Origin of the sequence: Gluconobacter cerinus (genome assembly GCF_025961355.1) — a bacterium.
In the GTDB taxonomy this organism is placed as follows: Bacteria; Pseudomonadota; Alphaproteobacteria; order Acetobacterales; family Acetobacteraceae; genus Gluconobacter; species Gluconobacter cerinus.
This window is the reverse complement of the sequence record NZ_JAOQNM010000001.1, coordinates 3,180,578-3,201,605: the sequence shown is the minus strand read 5'-3', so window position 1 is coordinate 3,201,605 and position 21,028 is coordinate 3,180,578. Positions and strand designations below refer to the sequence as shown.

The 21,028-nt window shown below is 54.7% G+C and carries 15 protein-coding genes; 5 read left to right on the top strand and 10 right to left on the bottom strand.

What is annotated here, in order from left to right; genetic code table 11:
• Nucleotides 1-64: 64 nt before the first annotated feature.
• A complete protein-coding gene (locus M2305_RS14760; protein WP_264649836.1) occupies nt 65-2,194 on the top strand; it encodes a M3 family metallopeptidase in 2,130 nt (709 codons plus the stop codon).
• Nucleotides 2,195-2,198: 4 nt separating this feature from the next.
• Here the strand turns inward: M2305_RS14760 and M2305_RS14755 are convergent, their stop codons facing one another.
• The 3 genes from M2305_RS14755 to M2305_RS14745 all read right to left on the bottom strand — a co-directional run bounded on the left by M2305_RS14755 (nt 2,199) and on the right by M2305_RS14745 (nt 5,365).
• Nucleotides 2,199-3,371 (bottom strand): cytochrome-c peroxidase, encoded by a 1,173-nt coding sequence (locus M2305_RS14755; protein ID WP_264649983.1) that lies wholly within the window; start codon nt 3,369-3,371, stop codon nt 2,199-2,201.
• 161 nt (nt 3,372-3,532) lie between these two features.
• Nucleotides 3,533-5,185: a phospholipase C gene (locus tag M2305_RS14750; protein WP_264649835.1), complete on the bottom strand. Its 1,653-nt coding sequence runs from the start codon at nt 5,183-5,185 to the stop codon at nt 3,533-3,535.
• 12 nt (nt 5,186-5,197) lie between these two features.
• Nucleotides 5,198-5,365 carry a hypothetical protein gene (locus tag M2305_RS14745; RefSeq protein ID WP_157091186.1) on the bottom strand — a complete coding sequence of 56 codons (168 nt, stop codon included), beginning with the start codon at nt 5,363-5,365 and terminating at the stop codon, nt 5,198-5,200.
• Between the two features lie 204 nt (nt 5,366-5,569).
• On the opposite strand from M2305_RS14745, the gene M2305_RS14740 reads away from it, so the two are divergent.
• The 3 genes from M2305_RS14740 to M2305_RS14730 all read left to right on the top strand — a co-directional run bounded on the left by M2305_RS14740 (nt 5,570) and on the right by M2305_RS14730 (nt 11,522).
• Nucleotides 5,570-6,922, top strand: coding sequence for an inorganic phosphate transporter (locus tag M2305_RS14740; protein ID WP_064274565.1), 1,353 nt, complete (start codon nt 5,570-5,572; stop codon nt 6,920-6,922).
• A gap of 190 nt (nt 6,923-7,112) precedes the next feature.
• Nucleotides 7,113-9,482 (top strand): TonB-dependent receptor, encoded by a 2,370-nt coding sequence (locus M2305_RS14735; RefSeq protein ID WP_264649834.1) that lies wholly within the window; start codon nt 7,113-7,115, stop codon nt 9,480-9,482.
• 12 nt (nt 9,483-9,494) lie between these two features.
• Nucleotides 9,495-11,522 carry a phosphocholine-specific phospholipase C gene (locus M2305_RS14730; protein WP_264649833.1) on the top strand — a complete coding sequence of 676 codons (2,028 nt, stop codon included), beginning with the start codon at nt 9,495-9,497 and terminating at the stop codon, nt 11,520-11,522.
• A 47-nt stretch (nt 11,523-11,569) separates the two neighbouring features.
• Here M2305_RS14730 and M2305_RS14725 read toward each other — a convergent pair whose 3' ends face one another.
• The 7 genes from M2305_RS14725 to M2305_RS14695 all read right to left on the bottom strand — a co-directional run bounded on the left by M2305_RS14725 (nt 11,570) and on the right by M2305_RS14695 (nt 19,658).
• Entirely contained in the window at nt 11,570-12,343 is a 774-nt protein-coding gene (locus M2305_RS14725) for an SDR family NAD(P)-dependent oxidoreductase (RefSeq protein WP_046901882.1), read from the bottom strand.
• 24 nt (nt 12,344-12,367) lie between these two features.
• A complete protein-coding gene (locus M2305_RS14720) occupies nt 12,368-13,471 on the bottom strand; it encodes an ABC transporter ATP-binding protein (RefSeq protein WP_264649832.1) in 1,104 nt (367 codons plus the stop codon).
• Nucleotides 13,472-13,524: 53 nt separating this feature from the next.
• On the bottom strand, nt 13,525-14,352 hold the full coding sequence (locus M2305_RS14715) for a carbohydrate ABC transporter permease (protein ID WP_086633853.1): 828 nt from the start codon (nt 14,350-14,352) through the stop codon (nt 13,525-13,527).
• A gap of 1 nt (nt 14,353) precedes the next feature.
• Entirely contained in the window at nt 14,354-15,262 is a 909-nt protein-coding gene (locus tag M2305_RS14710; protein ID WP_211503032.1) for a carbohydrate ABC transporter permease, read from the bottom strand.
• An 11-nt stretch (nt 15,263-15,273) separates the two neighbouring features.
• Nucleotides 15,274-16,590 (bottom strand): ABC transporter substrate-binding protein, encoded by a 1,317-nt coding sequence (locus tag M2305_RS14705; RefSeq protein WP_264649831.1) that lies wholly within the window; start codon nt 16,588-16,590, stop codon nt 15,274-15,276.
• 71 nt (nt 16,591-16,661) lie between these two features.
• Complete coding sequence (locus tag M2305_RS14700) at nt 16,662-18,308, bottom strand: FGGY-family carbohydrate kinase (protein WP_264649830.1); 1,647 nt, start codon at nt 18,306-18,308, stop codon at nt 16,662-16,664.
• 327 nt (nt 18,309-18,635) lie between these two features.
• A complete protein-coding gene (locus M2305_RS14695; protein ID WP_264649829.1) occupies nt 18,636-19,658 on the bottom strand; it encodes an aldo/keto reductase in 1,023 nt (340 codons plus the stop codon).
• A gap of 238 nt (nt 19,659-19,896) precedes the next feature.
• Between M2305_RS14695 and M2305_RS14690 the strand changes: the two genes are divergently transcribed.
• Entirely contained in the window at nt 19,897-21,015 is a 1,119-nt protein-coding gene (locus tag M2305_RS14690) for a THUMP domain-containing class I SAM-dependent RNA methyltransferase (RefSeq protein ID WP_264649828.1), read from the top strand.
• The last annotated feature ends 13 nt before the right edge of the window (nt 21,016-21,028 follow it).

Below are 21,028 nucleotides of genomic sequence, written 5' to 3'. Positions count from 1 at the left end.
AGATTGGACGTTATGCGGCTTCTTCAATACAGTCGCCATAACGTTTAGCAGTCAGGACTTTTCAATGACTTCCAACCTCTGGACCAGAGCGGCTTTCGCACTCTCGTTTGCCGCGCTCGTTGGCACTGAAGCACATGCTGCCGCAGAAAATCCGTTCTTCAGCGCCAGCACACTTCCGTATCAAGCTCCCCGCTTTGACCTGATCAAGGACAGTGACTACGCGCCCGCTTTTGAGCGCGGTATGGCAGATCATCTGCGCGAGATCACAGCGATTGCCAACAACAAGGCCGCTCCGACATTCGAGAACACGATTGTCGCCATGGAGAAGTCTGGTCGCCTGCTGGATCGTGTGCAGGAGACGTTCTTTGGTGTTTATCAAGCCAACAGTGATGCCGAACTGGACAAGGTTGAAAGCCGTGAAGCGCCGCGTCTGTCTCAGCATGAAGATGAAGTCTATCTGAATGAGCGCCTGTTTGCGCGCGTAAAGGCAATCTACGATGCTCGCGCAAGCCTCAATCTGAACGCAGAGCAGGCGCAGCTTCTGGATGTTTATTACCAGCAGTTCGTTCATGCGGGCGCCCAGCTTTCCAAAGCTGACAAGGTCAAGCTGCGGACCATCAACACCAAGCTTGCCAATCTTGAATCTGCCTATCAGCAGAAGCTGATTGCCGCTGCAAAAAATGGGGCTCTGGTCGTTGATAGCAAGGAGGCGCTTGCAGGACTGGATGACGGGACGATCGCCTCCGCGCAGAAAGATGCTGAAAGCCGCAAGCTTTCCGGTAAGTGGGTTCTGCCGCTCCAGAACACAACGCAGCAGCCAGCGCTGGAAAACCTGAGTAAGCGTGAAACGCGTCAGGCCTTGTTCGATCAGAGCTGGAACCGTGCGGAGAAGGGTGACAAGAACGATACGCGGTCCACAATCGCAGAACTCGCCCAGCTTCGTGCGCAGAAGGCGGCTCTGTTTGGCTACCCAAGCTTTGCGGCCTACACGCTGTATGATCAGATGGCCAAGACGCCGGAAGCGGCCGAAAATTTCATGAAGCAGCTTGTTCCTGCGGTTGCAGCTGAACAGAAGCGGGAAGCTGGTGTGTTGCAGGACGCCATCCATCGGGATGGTGAGAACTTCACACTGAAGCCCTGGGATTGGAGCCGTTATGCGGAGCAGGTGCGTCATCAGAAGTATGCGCTCAACCAGGATGAAGTGAAGCCATATTTCGAACTGAAGACCGTTCTGACAGACGGTGTTTTCTTTGCTGCCAACCAGCTTTACGGAGTGACCTTCAAACAGCGCACTGACATCCCGGTTTATAACCCTGATGTCATGGTGTTTGAGGTTTTTGACAAGGATGGTTCACAGCTTGGCCTGATGTATTTCGATTACTTCAAGCGTGATACCAAATCCGGCGGCGCATGGATGTCCAACTTCGTTGGTCAGTCCACCCTGCTGGGCACGAAGCCGGTCATCTACAACGTAGCCAATTTTACAAAGGCCGCACCAGGTCAGCCGCAGCTCATCACGTCTGATGACGTGACAACCATGTTCCATGAGTTTGGGCATGCCTTGCATGGACTGTTTGCCAGCCAGACATATCCTTCGATTTCAGGGACCAGTGTCGCACGGGATTTCGTTGAGTTCCCGTCTCAGTTTAATGAGAACTGGGCGCTCGATCCGAAAGTGCTCTCCCATTACGCTCGGCACTACAAGACTGGCGCTCCGATGCCGCAGGAACTGGTCGCCAAGATCAAGAAGGCTGCCCGTTTCAATCAGGGCTACGCCTTGGGTGAAATCGTCGCTGCAGCAGAACTGGACATGAAATGGCATGCCCTCCCGGCGTCAGCACCGCGTCAGGATGTGGACAAGTTTGAAGCTGACGCCCTGAACAGCATGGGACTGGACGTGGCCAACGTGCCACCGCGTTACCGTTCGAGCTACTTCCTGCATATCTGGTCCAATGGCTATTCGGCCGGATACTATGCGTATCTGTGGACCGAAATGCTGGATCAGGATGCCTTTGCCTGGTTCACGCAGCATGGTGGCTTGACGCGTGAGAATGGTCAGCGTTTCCGCGACATGATCCTGTCCAAAGGGCACACGATGGATTACGGCCCGATGTTCAGTGCATTTTACGGGAAAGGCCCGGATATTGAGCCGATGCTGGCGCATCGCGGCCTGACGGCTGATAGCCAGAAGTAAGGCGTTACGGACGGGTGGGAGACCATCCGTCCGTAAGTGTCTTTAGAAACTGGATGATTTGACTGCGCTCCTGAGGCGTCAGGGCAGGCAGGTCATTTGATTTTCGATCCATCGGTGCGTCAGTGCGATCAAGGTTGGAGCGATACCGGGGCGGGATATCGTCCGGAACCTGAAGATGGCCGTGTGTGTCACGGCTGTAGAAGCGCTCAGGGTGGATGTCTCGTAGGACGTAGAAGTCCAGAACCTGATGAAGGTCATGGTACACGCCATTGTGGAAGAAGACCTTGCGTTCTGCCACATTGCGGAGAGTTGGCGTCGCGAACATACCGCAATAGGCCGATGACGTCTCGACGCCCCCCGGCATGACTTCACACAATCCCAGATCGAAATGCCCTGTGTCGTACGGCCCCATCAAAGCCTGATTGCGCGGGGCGCCCAGTGCTTCGTACTGGCGATCCGTGAAAAGTGGTGGGAGATTACCGGGAAGCGGACGATCCAGGTGACAGGCTGCGCAGTTGCCTTTTGTCGGATCGTTGAAGAGCCGATATCCGGCACTCTCTTCCGGTGTAAAACGGGCTTTCCCTTCAAGCCAGGCATCGAACTTGCTGTCATAAGCATGAAAAGACGGATCTTCGATCTGGTAGCGCGCAAGAGCAAACAAGGCTTCAGACAGCAGCAGGTCAGGGGATGCATCAGTTGCGGGGCCGCCTAGAGCCTTCAGCCGTTGGATATACTTGGCATTTTCAAGCCGATGAAGCGCAATCTCCGGGGTAGAGGCCATTTCAGCCGGATCATAAAGGGGGCCTGAAGCCTGCTGCTGGAGCGTATCGGCCCGACCGTCCCAGAACATTCCTCCTTGAGGCACCATACTGATCGTTGGGGACGCGGCTGCATTCTTCGGTGAGCGGGTAGCATCGGGTGCTGCCGAAGCCAGAACGGGAGCAGTCTCACTTTCTGGATTGTCCGGGCCGATGCTGAAATTTGGCACGTGCTCCAGATATGTCAGGGAAGGAATGGCTCTGCGGCCATGGCTTGCCAGTGTTGGGCCTCCCAGAAACACGGAAGCAGCACCGGAAGGCCCATAATGATGTCTTGGGCTATGACAGGATGCACAGGACAGACGTCCTGACCCTGAGAGCAAGGGGTCGTAAAAGATTTCACGCCCGATCTTCGCCATCTCGGAAAGAGGTGCATGAGCCGGCCGATGTAATTCGACCGGACATGGATTGCTGCCGTCCCGGGTTGGCAAACATTGATCCGAAGCGACGGCTTGACTGGCCAGTATGGCGGACATCAGGCCGCCAGCCAATACGACTGTGAAAGAACGGAGTGAAACGGTCAAAGCGGTGTAGCAGGAGCCTGTTTGACAGGTTCGCCTGTCTCAGGGTTCAGGAAAACGGGTGTGAGGTGCGGGGTTTGCTTGAAGTCGAACAGATCAGACAGATCAGTAGCATCTGCGTCAAATGATCCCTGTCCAAGGCGCTGACTCTGAAGCCAGTTATCTTCGATAAAGCGCGTGATGGAACTCTGGGTAATCTGGATATGGCTGACGTAGTTGGGCTTGGCCCATGGAGACAGAACGATTAGCGGTGTTCTCGTTCCAGGGCCACAACGGCCATTGACCGGCTGACCCGAAACTCCGCTTGGAGCAGGGGCTGTCCCGCAGCGGCCAGGACCGTTGAGCTGATCTGCCGGATTATCGTAGGAGCCATGCGACGGCGTGACATAGGCATGATCGTACCAGCCATCGGAATCATCATAGGCGATGATGATGGCTGTATCGTGCCATTGCGGGCTGTGCTGAATAAGATTGATGGTCTCTACTACGCCATGCTGCTCGTCCAGTGGGTCCGAGTAACCGGCATGGCCATCCTGAAAAGCTGGCATTTTCAGGAATGATACAGCAGGCAGGTTTCCTGCAGCGACAGTTTTGTAGAAGTCTTTTAGGTCATACTGATGGTTGGCAGGGTCCCGGTGGATACCGTCCTGCTGAAAAGTACGGCCAATGACGGCGAGAGATGATGGTCTCGCATGCGTTGGATTTGATGTGCTGGCGTAATACTGAAACCAGTTGTGGTGAGGGATATAGTCTACCACATTTTGGGCCACGACCGAGGAGTAGGTCTGGCGGTTGCAGCCTGTCGTGCCGTCAGGGTTGCGAGCAGTCAGATCGAAGCCACCCATGAAGCCGCCCCATGTCAGGTGCTTGTCGTTCAACAGGTCACCGATGTTTTTGCTCGTCATCATGACCTGTTCGGTCGGGACGGAACAGACATCTCCAGCAGGGTCGATATCGTTGACCATCGTCCAGCCCCCTTGTCCGTCCGGAATGAAGGGAGACTGGACTGTCAGGGTGGACCGGCCTTGAGCGCTTTTGACGATCTTCATGCCGTTGGTTTGTCCGGAAACCACTTCCAGAGCACCCGGAGTGGAAGGACCGTATGTATCCGTATAGGCGGCGTCGCTCATGGAGAAATTCTGAGCGTAATTCCATAGGGCTGTGACAGTGTTACCGTCAAAATAACCCATCACCTGGCCGCGTGTTGAAAATGCTCCGACGCCACCCGGTGCGCCGCGACCGGTGTGAAGAGGGAACAGGTCTGCCAGGCCATGATGATAAGCCTGTTGCTCCGCAGTATAGGCGTGGTTCTGATCGGCGGTGCTGGCTTGTGTTCTGTCCAGACGGAAGGGCAGAGCTGCATCCCGGCCATTTTCAGCGCGCGTATTGGGGTTTTTCAACAAAAGGTCAGCCGCGATGAGCGTATTGGCTTTTGGGGTTTCTGCCGCCGCATGAAAAGCTGGCTCTCCGGCAGGGTTCGCTGCGGACGGATATGTTCCGAAGTAATGATCAAAGGAGACGTTCTCCTGATAGATCACAACAAGATGGCGAATTGGCGTTGCAGGCTCCGGAGCCTGCGTTTCCGCGGCTTGAGCCGGAGCAAGCAGGAACGGAATGAACGTCGTGAGGAGGAGAGCTGAACGTAAAGTCATGCAGGCAGAAATCTAGCTTCTCTGGTGAGACTGGGAAGTACGGCGTTTGTCAGCCTGTTCTGTACTGGCAAACAGGAGGTGGAGGCCAGAACTTTTGTCCTGCCCGATCCGGTCGTTCCAGGCGGTCATGAGTGTTTCCCGCCAGAGTTCGTGAGGCTGCTTTTTCGTGGGCTGGTTCATTGGAAAGCCTTCTGGGTGAAGCAGGCGACAGAGCCAATGGCACCATAACGGATGAATGAACGGGGAAATATTATGGTTCGGTTAAATAAAAACCAGTTTCAGGGTGTGATGAAACTTTCATGAAAGAAGTTCCCGGGATCTTTAGTAAAATTACCGAAACAGCTACCAGATTAGACATACCTTTATTTGGAGATGGCATCCGGAATGCTGCACTTCGCCCCAGAGTCAACATGGTCAATCATTGCGCTTGGGATCTGCTTCCTGCTGGTCTGCGTATTTGAATTTGCCAATGGCTTCCATGATACCGCAAATGCTGTTGCGACAGTCATTTACACGAATTCCCTCAAACCGAAGGTTGCGGTTGTCTGGTCCGGCCTGATGAACCTTCTGGGTGTGTTGCTCGGCGGTATTGCGGTTGCTTACACGCTCGTAGAGCTGCTGCCGCCGGATGTTTTGTCTCCGCCGAATGGAAATCCGGCAGTTCCAATGCTGGTTGCCTTGTTTGGTACGGCTCTCGCCTGGAACCTTCTCACATGGTGGTTCGGTATTCCGAACTCTTCCTCTCACTGTGTGATCGGTTCTCTGGTCGGCATCGCCATTGGTGACTCCTTCCTGCATGCCCGTGACCTCGGGCATAGCGTGGACTGGAACCAGATCTGGAAGGTCCTGACGACGCTGGCCGTGTCTCCGCCGCTCGGCTTTATTGGGGCAGGCATTCTGTTCCTGATTATCCGGAAATTCGTGCATCTCCCGGCCCTTTATCAGCGCCCTGAGCCGCATCACAAGCCGAACCCGGTTGTTCGTGCTTTGCTGGTCACCACCTGTACGCTTGTCAGCTTTTCGCATGGTAACAATGATGGGCAGAAGAGCATTGGCCTGATCATGTTGACGATCATCGGTCTGATGCCAGCGACGTTTGCCCTAAACCCTCAGGTGCCGGTGCAGTACGATATCATTCGTCAGGACGTGCAGGCTGCTCGCCCGCTTGTTGCTGAGTTTGATCGTTATTCGTTCAAATCTGATGCCCTTGCATCTATTGATCGACTGGAAAAGGGCGCGGAAATTCATGCCAGCCCGGCTGAAACACGCGGGGACATCTATCAGGTTCTGTCTGGCCTGCGTTCCGTAGCGTCCAATCCTGCTGCATCCAACGAGCAGAAGAAAGAGGCCGGATCTCTGGCCAAGAAGCTTCGCCCCACAGTGGAATATGCGCCGTTCTGGGTTCGACTGCTGAGTGCACTTTGCCTGGGCGTGGGAACAATGATCGGTTATCGCCGGATTGTTCAGACACTGGGTGAGGGCATTGGCAAGGCACACCTTACGCCTGCACAGGGCGCTGCTTCCGAAGTTGTTGGCGCAGGCCTGATCATGACGGCTGGCTACACGGGCCTTCCGGTCTCCACCACGCACATCATTACATCAGGTGTGGCTGGAACCATGGTTGCCTCAGGCTCCGGGATCAACATGCACATGTTGACCAAGATTGCTCTGGCTTGGCTGTTTACACTGCCTGTAACGATCACTGTCTCGGCGATCCTTTTCTATATTCTCGCTTGATCGTCAATTTCACAATAAGACAGTATTCAAGAAGGATCTGCCGTGAGGCAGGTCTTTTTTTATAGGTGAACTGCAAATTGTTAAAGTGGTGTGGCAATGTCTTGAAACGATCACAAGACACAAATGAACCGTCTGCATAACGTTCCCACGAATTCACGGGCAGTGCCGTGCCCTTTGCAGGAATACATTGATGAAGCTGATGCTTGCACTGACGACTTGCCTGAGCGGCGTTTTCGTCTTCTCCAGTGTACAGTCTGCCTTTGCAGATGATCTGAGCCCGTCACAATCTGCCCGTAAGGCCGCTCCGTCGAGTGTGCCGGTTAAGAAAGCATCAGCAAAAAGGACGGTTGCGCAGCCTGTTGAAGCAACAACGTCGGAATCCGTTGTCGTCCTCGGAGCGGGCGCCGCTCGCGAAACACAGACCGTGTCGCGCCGTGCCATTCAGGAGATGACGCCGGGAACCAGCCCGTTCAAGACACTCTCCAAACTGCCGGGCGTGATGTTCACGTCGTCTGATCCCTTGGGATCTTACGAATGGTCTCAGCAGATTGTTATCCGAGGTTTTGACCAGAGCCGTCTTGGCTTCACAATGGACGGTATTCCGCTCGGCAATCTTGCTTATGGTAATGATAACGGCCTTTCGATCGGGCGGGCCCTTCAAACTGAAAATAACGGGCCATCAACCCTGACACAGGGCGCTGGTGCTCTTGGTGTGGCAGCATCCAACGATCTGGGCGGTGCTCTTCAGTTCACGTCTGTTGATCCCACAAAGAAATTTGGCGTCGATGTTGCGGGAACGATTGGCTCTGCTTCGACCTGGCGCACATTTGCCCGCATTAACAGCGGAGAACTGAAGGGCGGCGGTCGCTTCTACGTGTCCTATAACCATCAGGATGCCAACAAGTGGAAGGGTGATGGCGTTCAGGTGCAGGATCAGGCGAATGCAAAGTACATTCAGCCCTTTGGAGAGCATGTAAAACTTACGGTTTATGGAGACTGGTCCAAGCGTAAGGAAAACGATTACCAGGATCTCTCGCTCGCTCAGATCAGCAAGTATGGATATAATCTCGACAATATTACGGGGAATTATGCTCTCGCCAAGCAAATTGCTACGGCTTACCAGACGGGCACAGCTTTCCCCTCAAGCGTTCAGGATCAGGACACGGTTTACTACAACGCAGCAGGCCTGCGTGAAGATGCGATGGGATATGGCCGTCTGGATTTTGACATTACGAGCCGCCTTAAAGGCTTCGTGACCGGATATGGCCACACCAATACGGGTGAGGGCGCATGGGTCACGCCTTATCTCGCCACCCCCGCGGCTCTTGGTGGCTCACCGCTTACGACCCGTACTACGGAATATGATATTCATCGTGCAGGCTTTATCGGTGGTCTGAGCTACAAGATTGCTAACCACACGATCGACTGGGGCTTCTGGTTCGAAAATAACAATTTTGAGCAGGCGCGGCGTTTCTACCCGCTTCAGGACAGCGGATCTCCGTCATCCATTCACTGGTATCAGGGCAATTCCTTCTACACCCAGTGGCAGAGCACATTTAATACCAAGACTTATCAGGTCCACCTGGGCGATACTTGGCAGATCATGCCAGCGCTGAAGCTGACTTACGGGTTCAAGTCCCTGATCGTGGATAACTCTGCTCGCGCACTCAGCGGCAACCTGATGGGTACGCCAACCGGCACGACCTATCCATCAGGCTCGCTGAGTGCCTCGAATGGCTTCCTGCCGCAGATTGGTGCGAACTACCGCATTAACCAGCATAACGAAATCTTTGCTGATTTCGCACGCAACATGGCAGCTTTCGATAGCGCACAGACATCAGGCCCGTTCTCTACAACGACGGCTGGCTTCGAAGTGCTTCAAAAGAAGCTGAAGCCGGAGATGTCCAATACTGAAGAGTTGGGATATCGCTTCCATAACCATACATTCCAGGCATCTGTCACAGGCTACTATGTCGAGTTCCAGAACCGCCTTCTGGCTGTGACGCAGGGTGTTGGCATTCAAGGCAATGCGTCGGTTCTGAGCAATGTTGGCGGTGTAACAGCGCGCGGCGTGGACGTTGCTGCAAATTGGAAATTCGCCCGCAACTGGTCGCTCTTTGCATCCTACGCGTTCAACAACTCCCTGTATGATAACAACGTTTACGCGGACGGCGTGGTCTCTGCGCGCATCAAGGGTAAGCACACAGTCGGGATGCCGTCCAATCTCGCCAATGTGGAACTCGGATATGATGATGGCGCGATCTGGGGCAATGTTCTGATGCAGTTTCAGGACAAGCGCTACTACACCTACACCAACGATGCCTCTGTGCCGGCCAATGCGATCTTCAACCTGAACGTTGGCTATCGTTTCCAGAGCCAGAACTGGTTCCTGCGTGGCATGGATGCTCAGATCAACGTCACCAATCTGTTCAACAAGCGTTATGTGGCAACAGTCGGAAGCAATGGCTTCGTCAATTCAGACCCCTCGGGGACTTTCCAGACACTACAGGCTGGTGCTCCGCGTATGGTCTTCTTTACAATTCGCAAGCATTTCGACTGATCGGACGACATCATGACCGGACCGCTTTCCAGCCGACGCAGATTTCTTGAACTGGGAGCAGCTTTTGCTGCTGCAGGGTCACTGCCGGGTAATTTGCGACAGGCTCTGGCGGTTCCGGCCAACCGGAAAACCGGCACTATTCAGGACGTCGAGCATGTGGTGATCCTGATGCAGGAAAACCGCTCTTTCGATCATTATTTCGGCTGCTTGCAGGGTGTTCGAGGGTATGGAGACCCGCGTGCCCCGCATCAACCGGATGGAACGTCAGTTTTCGCACAGAGAACTGCGGATGGGGCTATGGTTATGCCCTTCCGCATGAACACAGTTCATACCTCAAGTGCCTGCATTGCCAGTCTGGATCATAGCTGGAAAGGCAGTCAGAAAACCTGGAATGAGTGGGACTGCTGGGTCCCTCACAAAACCGCTATGACGATGGGGCATTTCACCCGCCGTGACATCCCTTACTACTATGCTCTGGCGGACGCATTTACGATCTGCGATGCCTATCACTGTTCGATTTTCGGTCCTACCAACCCAAACCGCCTGTTTTTGTTCTCAGGTACGAATGGTCTGAGTGTCGGGCATGACGGCAGGCAGGCCGTTGAAAATGTCGATGACGGTAACACGTCGGCTGATATGCGGCATGACAATCCGAATTTTCAGGCCTTCCAATGGACCACTTATGCAGAAGAGCTGCAGAAAGCGTGCGTCTCGTGGAAAATATACCAAGAGTACGATAATTTCGGTGATAATGCCCTCGCTGGATTTAGTGCATTTCGTGGGCTGTCAGAGGCCTCATGGCAGTATCAGCAAGGTCGGGCGATTGTTGAAGGCTCAACAGCCGGGAATGCTGCGACATCTGAAGGACAGTTTCTTGTAGAGGCGTTTGAGAAAGATATTGCTTCGGGGACGCTTCCTCAGGTGTCCTGGATTGTGCCGTCCGCCGCTCTTTCCGAACATCCCAATGCTCCGCCCGGATATGGTGAACACCTGATTTCAAGGCTGATGGACGTATTCGTTCGACACCCGGACGTCTGGTCCAAAACCGTTTTCATCTTGAATTATGATGAAAATGACGGGTTTTTTGACCATGTTCCAGCACCTGTTCCGGCCTTGCATCCGGATGAGGGCAGCAGCACCGTTTCAGTCAGTGGAGAGACCTATCACGGCGTTGCTGTGGGGCTAGGTCCTCGGGTTCCGGCAATTCTGATCTCGCCGTGGAGTAAAGGAGGACGTGTCAATTCGGAGCTGTTTGATCACACATCCGTCCTGATGTTCCTTGAAGCCAGGTTTGGGGTTCGTGCTCCGAACATTACGCCTTGGCGCCGGTCTGTGTGTGGCGATCTGACATCGGCTTTCGATTTTTCCGAGACTGACACATCATGGCAAGCCAGCCTGCCCAATACAGACGACTATATGCCTCAGACGCGAAAGTCCTGCATGCTTCCGCTTCCGTTGGTTCCACAATATCAAACGTTACCGCGACAGGAGGAAGGGCAGCGAACAACTTGTGCATTGCCATATAAATTATTAGCTGATGTTCAGGTCACGGGGCAATTGCAAAATCTGATAATCGCCAACAGTGGGACGCGTGGGGCAGTGTTCCGGCTTTCCGGCCAGGGACCATCACGCCAATACACTGTTGGGGCAGGGCACACGCAAAATATCCCGCTACAGATTGAGCATGACTTCACCCTACATGGTCCAGCCGGGTTTTATCGGGCGGGCAAAGGGTTTTCCGGATTGCAGGTCCAGATTCTGGAAGACCATGATGGTGTAAGGCTTGCGCTCAAAAACATCCAGTCAGCGACCGCAGAATTGACCGTTGAAGATGCTTACGGCCCTGCAAGAGAATGGACGACCATACTGCCTCCCGGGCAGGAGACGTCACGCTTTTATCCGTTGGTCGGAAGTGACTTCTGGTATGATCTGACCGTGACCAGCCGAAGCGGGAAAACTGGAGGACACGTCCATTTTGCCGGTCGGATCGAAACGGGGCGGCTGGGGAAGACAGACCCTCTTATGGCCCGGCGTTCCTGAGGAACAATCGGGCCTTTCACCGAGAGGCCCGATTGCGGAATTGATACTTACCAGACAGTGAAACCGGCATCGACGTTAACGATGGCACCGGTCATGAGGCTGGCGGCGTCTGAAGCCAGGAACTGAACGACGGATGCCACTTCATCCGGCTGGCCAACTCGGCCCATTGGGGTTCCGGCGATCCAGGCGTCATAGAGTTCCGGCTTTTCCATGCCGAAACGCGTCAGGGTTGTCTCGATGTAGGTCGGGGCGACAGCGTTCGCGCGGATGCCATGAGGGGCCCATTCTGCGGCCAGCGAGCGAATATACTGGTGTACGCCTGCTTTTGACGCGTTGTAGGCTGCCTGCTGCTGGGGGCGATTGACGATTTGTCCGGACATGGAGCCAATCGCAACGATGGCGCCCTTTTTCTGCTCGATCATGATCCGACCAACAGCCTGGCAGCACCGGAACATGCCGTTCAGGTTGATGTCCACCTGTTTAAGCCACTGCCCATCCGTCATATCTTCGGCTTTGACCTCTGAAATACAGATACCGGCACAGGCAACCAGAATATCCAGATGCCCTTCTTTCTCGTGAAGGGTTTTGATTGCGGATTGAACGCTCTCCGTGCTGGTGACATCCATCCGGATGCTATCCACATTCAGGTCCTGCTTGCGCAGGTCTTCCGCGGATTGTGCAGCAAGAGTTTCATCGAGATCTGCGATGATGACGCGTGCGCCTGCTTCTGCCAGAGCCGTGACGCAGGCGAGGCCAATATTCTGTGCACCGCCCGTAACCACTGCGACGCGACCGTCAAGGCGAAGTTTTTCCATGTACATGATGTATATTCCTGGGAAGAAAAATCAGGCGGCAAGGGGATGACGGCGGCAGGCCTCGAACGCCAGCCCATCAGGGGCGAAAAGGTGACAATGCTGGGGAGGAAGCTTCAGGCTGACCGGCGTGTCGACTTCGAGGGTTGTGAAACCGTCTGTCTGAACAACGATGATCTGCCCGTCGGCACAGCGGACATGAACCAGCGTGATGGCACCGAGGCGCTCGATAACTTCCACAACCCCGCTATCATCACTCGCGGGAGCCAGCTCAACGTGTTCTGGGCGAATACCGACCGTAATCTTGGTTCCGGGCAAAATATCCGGTGGCGAGACCGGGACATGAAGAAGAGTACCGTCCCGGAGCTGAACACTCGATCCGTCCTGCTTGCCGTTCTGGAAGATTGCGGAGAAGAAGTTCATGGGAGGTGAGCCGATGAACTTGGCGACAAACAGGTTGCGCGGGTGGTGATAAAGCTCCAGCGGTGAGCCAATCTGTTCCACAACACCCTTCTGGAGAACCACGATCTTGTCCGCCATTGTCATGGCTTCCACCTGGTCATGGGTCACATAGATGGTGGTCGCGTTCAGCTTGCGATGAAGGGCCGAAAGCTCCACTCGCATCTGGCCTCGCAGGGCTGCATCCAGGTTTGAGAGAGGTTCATCAAACAGGAAGACCTTCGGGTTGCGTACGATGGCGCGGCCGATAGCAACACGCTGCCGCTGACCGCCTGAGAGCTGACCCGGCTTATGATGCAGGTAGGGTTCAAGCTGAAGCGTGGCGGCCACATGCTTGATCTTCTCGCTCCTTTCTTTCTCCGGCACCCCTGCGAGTTTGAGGCCAAATTCCATGTTCTTGTAGACGTCCATGTGCGGGTAGAGCGCGTAGGACTGGAACACCATGGCGAGGCCGCGTTTTCCTGGTTCCACGTCGTTGACGCGCTGACCATCAATCAGAAGGTCTCCGGAGGTGATGTCTTCAAGGCCTGCAATCATACGAAGCAGCGTGGATTTTCCGCAGCCGGACGGGCCGACAAAAACCACGAATTCACGGTCCTCGATCGACAGCGAAATGCCTTTGATGATTTCTTCCGTAAGATAGGTTTTACGGAGGTTCTTGAGTTCAAGCGTTGCCATGAATCAGGTCCCGTTCCTGAGCGTTTGGGGGACGGAGAATGCGAGGGTAGCCATCATTTGACGGCTCCAAAGGTGAGGCCACGTACGAGCTGTTTCTGGCTGATCCAGCCCAGAACAAGGATCGGAGCGACTGCGAGTGTGGATGCGGCGGATAGCTTGCCGAAAAACAGTCCTTCCGGTGAGGAGAAGGAAGCAATGAATGCCGTGAGCGGAGCGGCATTGGAGGAAGTAAGATTGAGAGACCAGAAAGCCTCATTCCAACACAGGATCAGCGACAGCAGGGCTGTGGAGGCGATCCCAGGCAGGGCAAGCGGAAGCAGGACCATTGTCATTTCCTGCCAGCGTGTTGCCCCGTCCATGCGACCGGCCTCAAGAATTGGGGCAGGAACTTCCCGGAAGAATGTGAACAGCATCCAGACGATAATGGGCAGGTTCGTCAGCATATTGACGATAGCCAGGCCTGTGCAGGTATCCAGAAGGTGGGTGCTGCGGGCCAGAAGATAGATTGGCACAAGCACCCCAACAGGAGGCAGCATGCGTGTCGACAGCATCCACAGCAACGTCCCGCGTGTGCGCTTTGAGGGCATGAAGGCCATCGAGTATGCCGCCGGAATGGCAAGCAGGAGCGCGCCCACAGTAGCGCCAACCGAGATGATGACGGTATTGAAGGTGAAGTGCCAGTAACTCGCGCGCTCGAACACTTCCGCGTAGCTGCTGAGGGTCGGCGCGAAGATCAGTTTGGGCGGTGTTGAGACCGCCTGAACTTCGCTCTTGAAGCCCGTCAAAATCATCCAGAAAATGGGAAAGAATAGCCATAGCGCGATCCCCCAGCCCAGACAGGTGACGGCGATTTTTGTACTGCGTTTTGTCTTGATCGCCATCTCACACCTCCAGGTTGCGTGCGACGGAGCGCACGAGGAACATCGCAGCGACATTCGCAATAATGATGGCCAGGACACCACCTGCTGAGGCGCCGCCGACATCAAACTGAAGCAATGCGCGGGAGTAGATGAGATACGCCAGGTTGGTGGATGCCACTCCAGGGCCGCCTGCCGTCGTGACGGAGATCTCCGCAAAGATTGTCAGCAGATAAATCGTCTCGATCATCACGACGACGCTGATAGCGCGGCTCAGGTGAGGGAGAATGATATGACGGAACTGCGCGATCGGACCGGCACCATCCATCCGTGCGGCCTCTTTCTGCTCGCTATCCAGTGACTGGACGGCTGTGAGGAGAATGAGGACGGCAAATGGCAACCATTCCCAGCTGACGATCATCATGACTGTCAGGAGCGGGAACCGGGCAAGCCAGTCAATTGGCGTCAAACCGACAGCCCGCATCATGGCGGAATAAACGCCATAGATCGGGTGTAGCATCAGGTTCTTCCACAGCAGGGCAGACACTGTCGGCATGACGAAGAACGGAGAAATGACCAGAACACGTGCAATGCCGCGCCCGAAGAACTCCTGATCGTAAAGGATGGCTAAAAGTGTGCCACCTCCTACGCTGATAATCAGGACGCCAACGACCAGAATGACTGTATGCAACAGGGAATACAGAAAATCCGGATCAGTCAGAAGGTACCAGTAGTTGCTGAAGCCAGCGAAGCCGTGAAGCGTCGGGTCAATCAAATTGTAGTTGATCAGCGAGTACCACAGCGTCATCGCCAGTGGGACAAGAGACCAGACGAGAAGGATCAGAACGGCAGGCGAAAGGAGCAGAAGCCCCGTTCGCTTGCCCTTGCGTTCTGGTGCCCCTTTTGGGGGGCTGTGTTCTAGAACTGCCTGCATGGCACTCTGCCTTACTTGGCGCGGCCGGACTGGCGCAGCGAACGGGTGACAGAAGATTGTGCTGCAGTCAGTGCCTGATCCACGGTCATCTGGCCGGAAAGGGTCGCGGCGACCGTCTGTCCAACTTGTGTGCCAACCGCCTGGAATTCAGGAATTCCGACAAACTGTGCTCCGGTATACGGGCGTGGTTCTGCTGTTTGTCCACTCGGGTCGGCAGTCTTGATCGCGTTCAGAACGAACGACGCAAACGGGGCAGCTTTCTGGTACTCGGGGGCAGCATATGTTGAGGCGCGGGTGCCAGCCGGAACGGCAACCCATCCCTTTCGGTCCGCAACCAGCTTCACGTATTCCTTGGATGTTGCCCATGTGATGAAGGTCTGGGCGTCCGTGCCCTGATGAGAACTGACGGGAACGGCGAGGCTCCAGCTCCACAGCCATGTTGGTCCCTTGCCGTAGGGGCCTTTGGGAGCCGACGCGAAGCCGATTTTGTCGGCTACCTGAGACTGCTTCGGATCGAACAGGAGGCCGCCGGCAACGGTGGAATCAATCCAGATGCCGCAATGTCCGCTCGCGAAGAGTGCCAGATTTTCATTGAAGCCGTTGGATGTAACGCCCGGTGGGCCGTCTTCCTTCAGCGCCGAGACATACCATGTCAGAGCTTTTTTCCATGCGTCTGACGTCAGCATTGGCTTCCAGGACATGTCGAACCACTGGGCACCGTATGTGTTCGCCAGTGATGAGACATAGGCCATGTTCTCACCCCAGCCAGGCTTGCCACGAAGACAGATGCCATAGACCTGTCCTGACTTGTCTGTGATCTTGTCGGCGAACTGCCGGATCTGATCGTAGGTAGGTGCGTCTGGCATCGTCAGACCGGCTTTCTGGAACAGATCCTTGCGGTAGTAGGTCATGACGCTCTCGGCATAGAAGGGCAGAGCGTAGAGCTTGCCGTCTGAGGTCAGGGCTTCCCGAACCGATGGAAGAACATCGTTGATGTCATACGCGGCGTCCGGCTTGATTTCTGTGAGCCAACCCTGTTTCGCCCAGATGGGCACTTCGTAATTCCCGATCGTCACAACGTCGAACTGACCGGTTTTCATGGCAATGTCGGTTGTGACGCGCTGGCGCAGAACATTCTCTTCGAGAGTCACCCAGTTAAGATGAATATCGGGATGAGCTTTTTCAAACTCCTGCGACAGCTGACGCATGACGATCATGTCCCCGTTATTCACGGTTGCGATTGTCAGGGTGCCTGCGGCTTGCGCAGTAGAAAGAACTGAACCGCTCAAGAGAACTGCAAGGGTGCAGGCTGTTTTCAGACGGGACATGGAACTCAGACCTTTAAAAAAAGAGCTGTGAACGGGATTACGGACGACAGCTTGGGTTTTCGGGAGGCAGATCAGTGAGCGGACGTTTTTTCCAAAGCGTCCTGCATTTGCTGACGCCATGCGAGCTGGCTGGCGAGCATATCGTGGCAGATCGACCGCTTGGCTGTGTGATAGGTATGGGTCTTTGCATCTGGTAGAATTTCGCTACCGGCGTGGCTCATCTGAGCCATAGCTGCGCGCAAAGTGGCATATTGCCCGCTGGCGACAGCCCCCAGAATTGCTGCCCCGAGAAGAACGGAATCAGGCTCCTTGGGCAGGAGGATACGACAGCCAGTGGCGTTTGCATGTTCACGCAGGAAAATGGGGTTCTTGGTGCTTCCTCCCGTGGCGAGAATTGTGTCGATCCGGTAGCCTTGGGCATTGAGGGCATCGATGATGTCCTTTGTGCCGTACGCCAGGCCTTGAAGGGTTGCCAGATAAAGCCTGGCGAGATCATCAGGCGTCGCTGACAGGGCGAGTCCGCTGATAACGCCCTTCAGATCCGGGTCAGCGTGGGGAGAACGATTTCCATGAAAATCTGGCAACAGGTGAAGATTGGCTGTACTGGTTCCTGGCAGTTTATCGGCTTCCAGCTCTTCAATTCGGGCATTGAGGAGGGCGTAGATATTACTGCCTGATTGCTCAGCCTGCTGCTTGAGCTCGGGCTCCGCGGCATGATGAGAAATGACGAAGTCAATCAGCGCACCGGTTGCTGACTGACCTGCTTCATTCAGCCACATATCAGGGACCATGGCGCTCCAATAGGGGCCCCACACGCCTGGCACGAAACGGGCCTCCTGAGATACCGCCATATGGCAGCTGGATGTGCCACAGATTAAAGATATTGAGCGCTCAAGAACATCGTCAGAGAGTTCGCCGTGAGCTTCAATTCCCAGAATGCCAAGGCCGCCAGCATGCGCGTCAATGGCTGAAACACCCACGGGAATGCCAGCCTCCAGACCTAGCTCAGTGGCGGCTTCCGGACTCAAGCCCTTTCCAATGATTCCACCGAGCGGGCGAATGTCATTGCCAATACGGGCATAGTTGTCAGCCGTTAGTTCTTCCAGGCCGATAGCCTTGAAATAAGTGTCGTCCCATCTGTCTTCATGGGCCAGATAGGTCCATTTGCAGGCTGTAGAACAGGCTGAACGTGACAGGGAACCGGTTGCCCTCCAGGTCAGGAAATCGGGGAGGTCAAAGAAATGGCCAGCCCGGGCAAAAATCTCGGGCAGATTACGCTTCAACCAAAGAAGCTTGGGTGTTTCCATTTCTGGCGAGATTTTTCCGCCAACATAACGCAGGACTTCATATCCTCCGTTGTTAATTTCAGCAGTTTCTCTCAATGCCCGGTGATCGGCCCAGAGAATAATGTTCTGCTCTGCCGCGCCTTGCGGATCCACCGATAGAGGTTTGCCCTCTGTATCGAGCACGACGAGAGAACAGGTTGCATCAAAGCCAATCCCAATGATGCGGAAAGGCTCAGTCAGGGTGGCGAGTGCAGTGCGTGTGGCTGTGCAGATGGCTGTCCAGATGTTTTCTGAGGACTGCTGAGCAAAATCTGGTGCTGGTGACCACGTCTTGGTTGGCTGAACGGCAGAGGCCATTTTCTGCCCCGTCAGGGTGAAAATGCCAGCGCGTGCACTGCCAGTCCCAACATCAATTCCGAGAACCAGATCCATACAGCACACCTAAAGCTGACAAACGCGCAGAGAACAGGCCGTTGGGCTGGGTCATCCTGAAAGACGCACCATCAGATCAGAGACCGAACATTCTGGGATGTTACGTTCAACGGACCTGACATGTGCTTCTTGTTGCAGGAATAACGTTCACACAACAACATATAACGTTATTAATGTTACATGTATCATTTATGGTGTCCAGAGTGTGGGGCATCATTTTCGACGAATAAGGTGGCGCCTCGCAAAAAGATGATGTTTTGAGGCTCGGGATCGTGTCTCAAAGCAGGAACAGCCCTCAGAAAAATCCCGAGCTTACAAGTAGTAAAGTCAAGCCATGGCTGGCACGGGAGCGCGTTCTGCAAGCAGGCCGGTTGACTTGAGTTTAGCCCAGAAGTCTTCAGGGATGGGATGCGTAAACCATTTCAGATTCTGCTGGAGTTGGCTCACATTTCGCGTCCCCGCGCAAAATGAAGAAATCGTAGGATGCGCCACTACAAACTGTAATGCGGCTGCCGGGAGGGGCACATTATAGTCTGCGCAGACCGCTTCAATTTTTTTGACGCGTTCAAGGACACTCGCGGGAGCAGGGGAGTAATTATACTTCGCGCCAGGAACTGACCCTGTCGCCAAAATGCCTGAATTGAAGCCGCCCCCCACAATAAGCGTAGCGCCTCGCTGTTCGCAGAGGGGTAATAATTCGTTCAGGGCGTCCTGTTCCAGCAACGTGTATCGGCCTGCCAGAAGAAAACAGTCAAAATCTCGCTGCTGAAGCGCGGTATGGCAGACTTCCCATTCGTTGACGCCGACGCCAATGGCTTTGACGACGCCTTCTGATCGAAGCTTTTCCAGCGCGCGCCAGCTTCCGTCCATCGCCTGCCGAAAAACTTCAGGTTGGTTGGGGCCATGCGTAAAGCGGTCGATATCATGAATGAAAGCAACGTCGATGTGCTCAAGAGCGAGCCTTTGAAGAGAGTCCTCAAAAGCTCGCATCGTTCCATCGTAGCTGTAGTCAAAGGTCATTTTGTTAGGGGCCGCATTGACCCACGGTGCAAAGTCAATCTCAGCCCTGCGGGCAGAATGTAATCTTCGGCCGACTTTTGTTGTGATGACGAAGTCATCTCTTTTTTTCCAGCGGAGGGAATGCCCCAGCCTAAGTTCTGCCAATCCATGACCATACATGGGGGATGTGTCATACAGGCGAACGCCAGCGTTCCAGGCCTGCTGGATCATGTCATCTGCCTCCTGCTCGCCGACTTCCTGTAGAAAATTTCCAAGTGGGGCCGTTCCGAAAGCGAAGGCTGTAACGCTAAAGTCTTTCCGCCCGAACTTACGACGTTCTGAAGGATTCATGATCGGTCCTCCTGATGGGATGATCGCGTTGCACAGAGTTTGTGAGAGGAAAGGCCGCTGGTTAAAGGATCGTCAGGGGGCTTCCGCGTATCTTCAGCTTACGTTGCAGGGAGGCGCTTGTTTGCGTGAGCACAAAAATTTTATGGTCGGCGGTTGTGATCCACCGGCCCAGTTTTAGCTCAGCGGAAACTCAGAACGGACGATTGCTGTTTCCTTCTCTTCCTGCCATTCAGAGCGCATGACGAATAACAGGCACTTTGAGATCTTTCTTGCTGCTCCTCCGGGACTGGAAGAGACCCTTTGCTCCGAAGTCCGGATGAAGGGTTTTCGCCAGCCAAAAGTCGTACCTGGTGGTGTGACACTGAGGGGTGGGTGGCCTGAAGTCTGGCGTGCCAACCTCTGGATCCGGGGTGCAAGTCGGGTTCTGGCGCGAGTGGCGCAGTTCAAGGCAGAATACCTGTCCCAGCTTGAAAAACGTGCCCGAGAAGTGAAGTGGGCAGAGTTTCTTCGCCCGGACGTGCCGTTCAAAGTGGAGGTCTCGTGTTCGTCCTCGCGGATCTATCATAGCGGCGCAGCGGCTGAGCGGATCTCCAAGATTGTCACGGAACTGTTAGGCGCATCCGCGGACGATAATGCAGATGTCGTCCTGCGCGTTCGGATTGATCAGAACTTTTGCACCATCAGTGTCGATACATCGGGCGATCTCCTGCACAGGCGAGGGCATAAGGAAGCCGTTAATCGCGCTCCGATGAGAGAAACTATGGCTTCGCTGTTCCTACGGAAGTGCGGGTATAATGGTCAGGAAACTGTGCTGGACCCTATGTGTGGTTCCGGGACTTTCGTGATTGAAGCGGCAGAGATCGCTTCCCGCCTCAATCCGGGACGATCACGGCATTTCGCCTTTGAGCAGTTGGCCACCTACGATAAAGACGCTTGGCAGACAATGCGCTCTGTTAAAAGTGAGCGTACGCCTGAGTTCCGCTTTTACGGAAGTGATCGAGACGCGGGCGCCATTACTATGAGCGAAGCCAACGCGTTGCGAGCGGGTGTCACGGCATGCACAGAGTTTCGTCAGGCTACAATCAGCGAAATCATGCCGCCAGAAGGGAGTTCTCCCGGACTGGTTATTCTGAATCCGCCTTACGGCACACGCATCGGCGACAAGACAAAGTTATCTGCACTCTATCGTGCTCTGGGAAATAGGCTTCTGGAGCAGTTCAAGGGATGGCGTGTCGGTATTCTGACGACGGAAGTCTCTTTGGCCCACGCAACAGGTCTTCCATTCCTGCCGACAGGCGCGCCCATTCCCCATGGCGGGTTGAAAGTGTTTCTTTTCCAGACTGACACGCTCTCCTGATAGCGTTTATCAG

Excerpts from the sequence above, each read along its gene's own strand:
- M2305_RS14760 (WP_264649836.1), top strand. The coding sequence starts at position 65 with ATGACTTCCAACCTCTGGACCAGAGCGGCTTTCGCACTCTCGTTTGCC.
- M2305_RS14755 (WP_264649983.1), bottom strand. The coding sequence starts at position 3,371 with ATGGCGAAGATCGGGCGTGAAATCTTTTACGACCCCTTGCTCTCAGGG.
- M2305_RS14750 (WP_264649835.1), bottom strand. The coding sequence starts at position 5,185 with ATGACTTTACGTTCAGCTCTCCTCCTCACGACGTTCATTCCGTTCCTG.
- M2305_RS14745 (WP_157091186.1), bottom strand. The coding sequence starts at position 5,365 with ATGAACCAGCCCACGAAAAAGCAGCCTCACGAACTCTGGCGGGAAACA.
- M2305_RS14740 (WP_064274565.1), top strand. The coding sequence starts at position 5,570 with ATGCTGCACTTCGCCCCAGAGTCAACATGGTCAATCATTGCGCTTGGG.
- M2305_RS14735 (WP_264649834.1), top strand. The coding sequence starts at position 7,113 with ATGAAGCTGATGCTTGCACTGACGACTTGCCTGAGCGGCGTTTTCGTC.
- M2305_RS14730 (WP_264649833.1), top strand. The coding sequence starts at position 9,495 with ATGACCGGACCGCTTTCCAGCCGACGCAGATTTCTTGAACTGGGAGCA.
- M2305_RS14725 (WP_046901882.1), bottom strand. The coding sequence starts at position 12,343 with ATGTACATGGAAAAACTTCGCCTTGACGGTCGCGTCGCAGTGGTTACG.
- M2305_RS14720 (WP_264649832.1), bottom strand. The coding sequence starts at position 13,471 with ATGGCAACGCTTGAACTCAAGAACCTCCGTAAAACCTATCTTACGGAA.
- M2305_RS14715 (WP_086633853.1), bottom strand. The coding sequence starts at position 14,352 with ATGGCGATCAAGACAAAACGCAGTACAAAAATCGCCGTCACCTGTCTG.
- M2305_RS14710 (WP_211503032.1), bottom strand. The coding sequence starts at position 15,262 with ATGCAGGCAGTTCTAGAACACAGCCCCCCAAAAGGGGCACCAGAACGC.
- M2305_RS14705 (WP_264649831.1), bottom strand. The coding sequence starts at position 16,590 with ATGTCCCGTCTGAAAACAGCCTGCACCCTTGCAGTTCTCTTGAGCGGT.
- M2305_RS14700 (WP_264649830.1), bottom strand. The coding sequence starts at position 18,308 with ATGGATCTGGTTCTCGGAATTGATGTTGGGACTGGCAGTGCACGCGCT.
- M2305_RS14695 (WP_264649829.1), bottom strand. The coding sequence starts at position 19,658 with ATGAATCCTTCAGAACGTCGTAAGTTCGGGCGGAAAGACTTTAGCGTT.
- M2305_RS14690 (WP_264649828.1), top strand. The coding sequence starts at position 19,897 with ATGACGAATAACAGGCACTTTGAGATCTTTCTTGCTGCTCCTCCGGGA.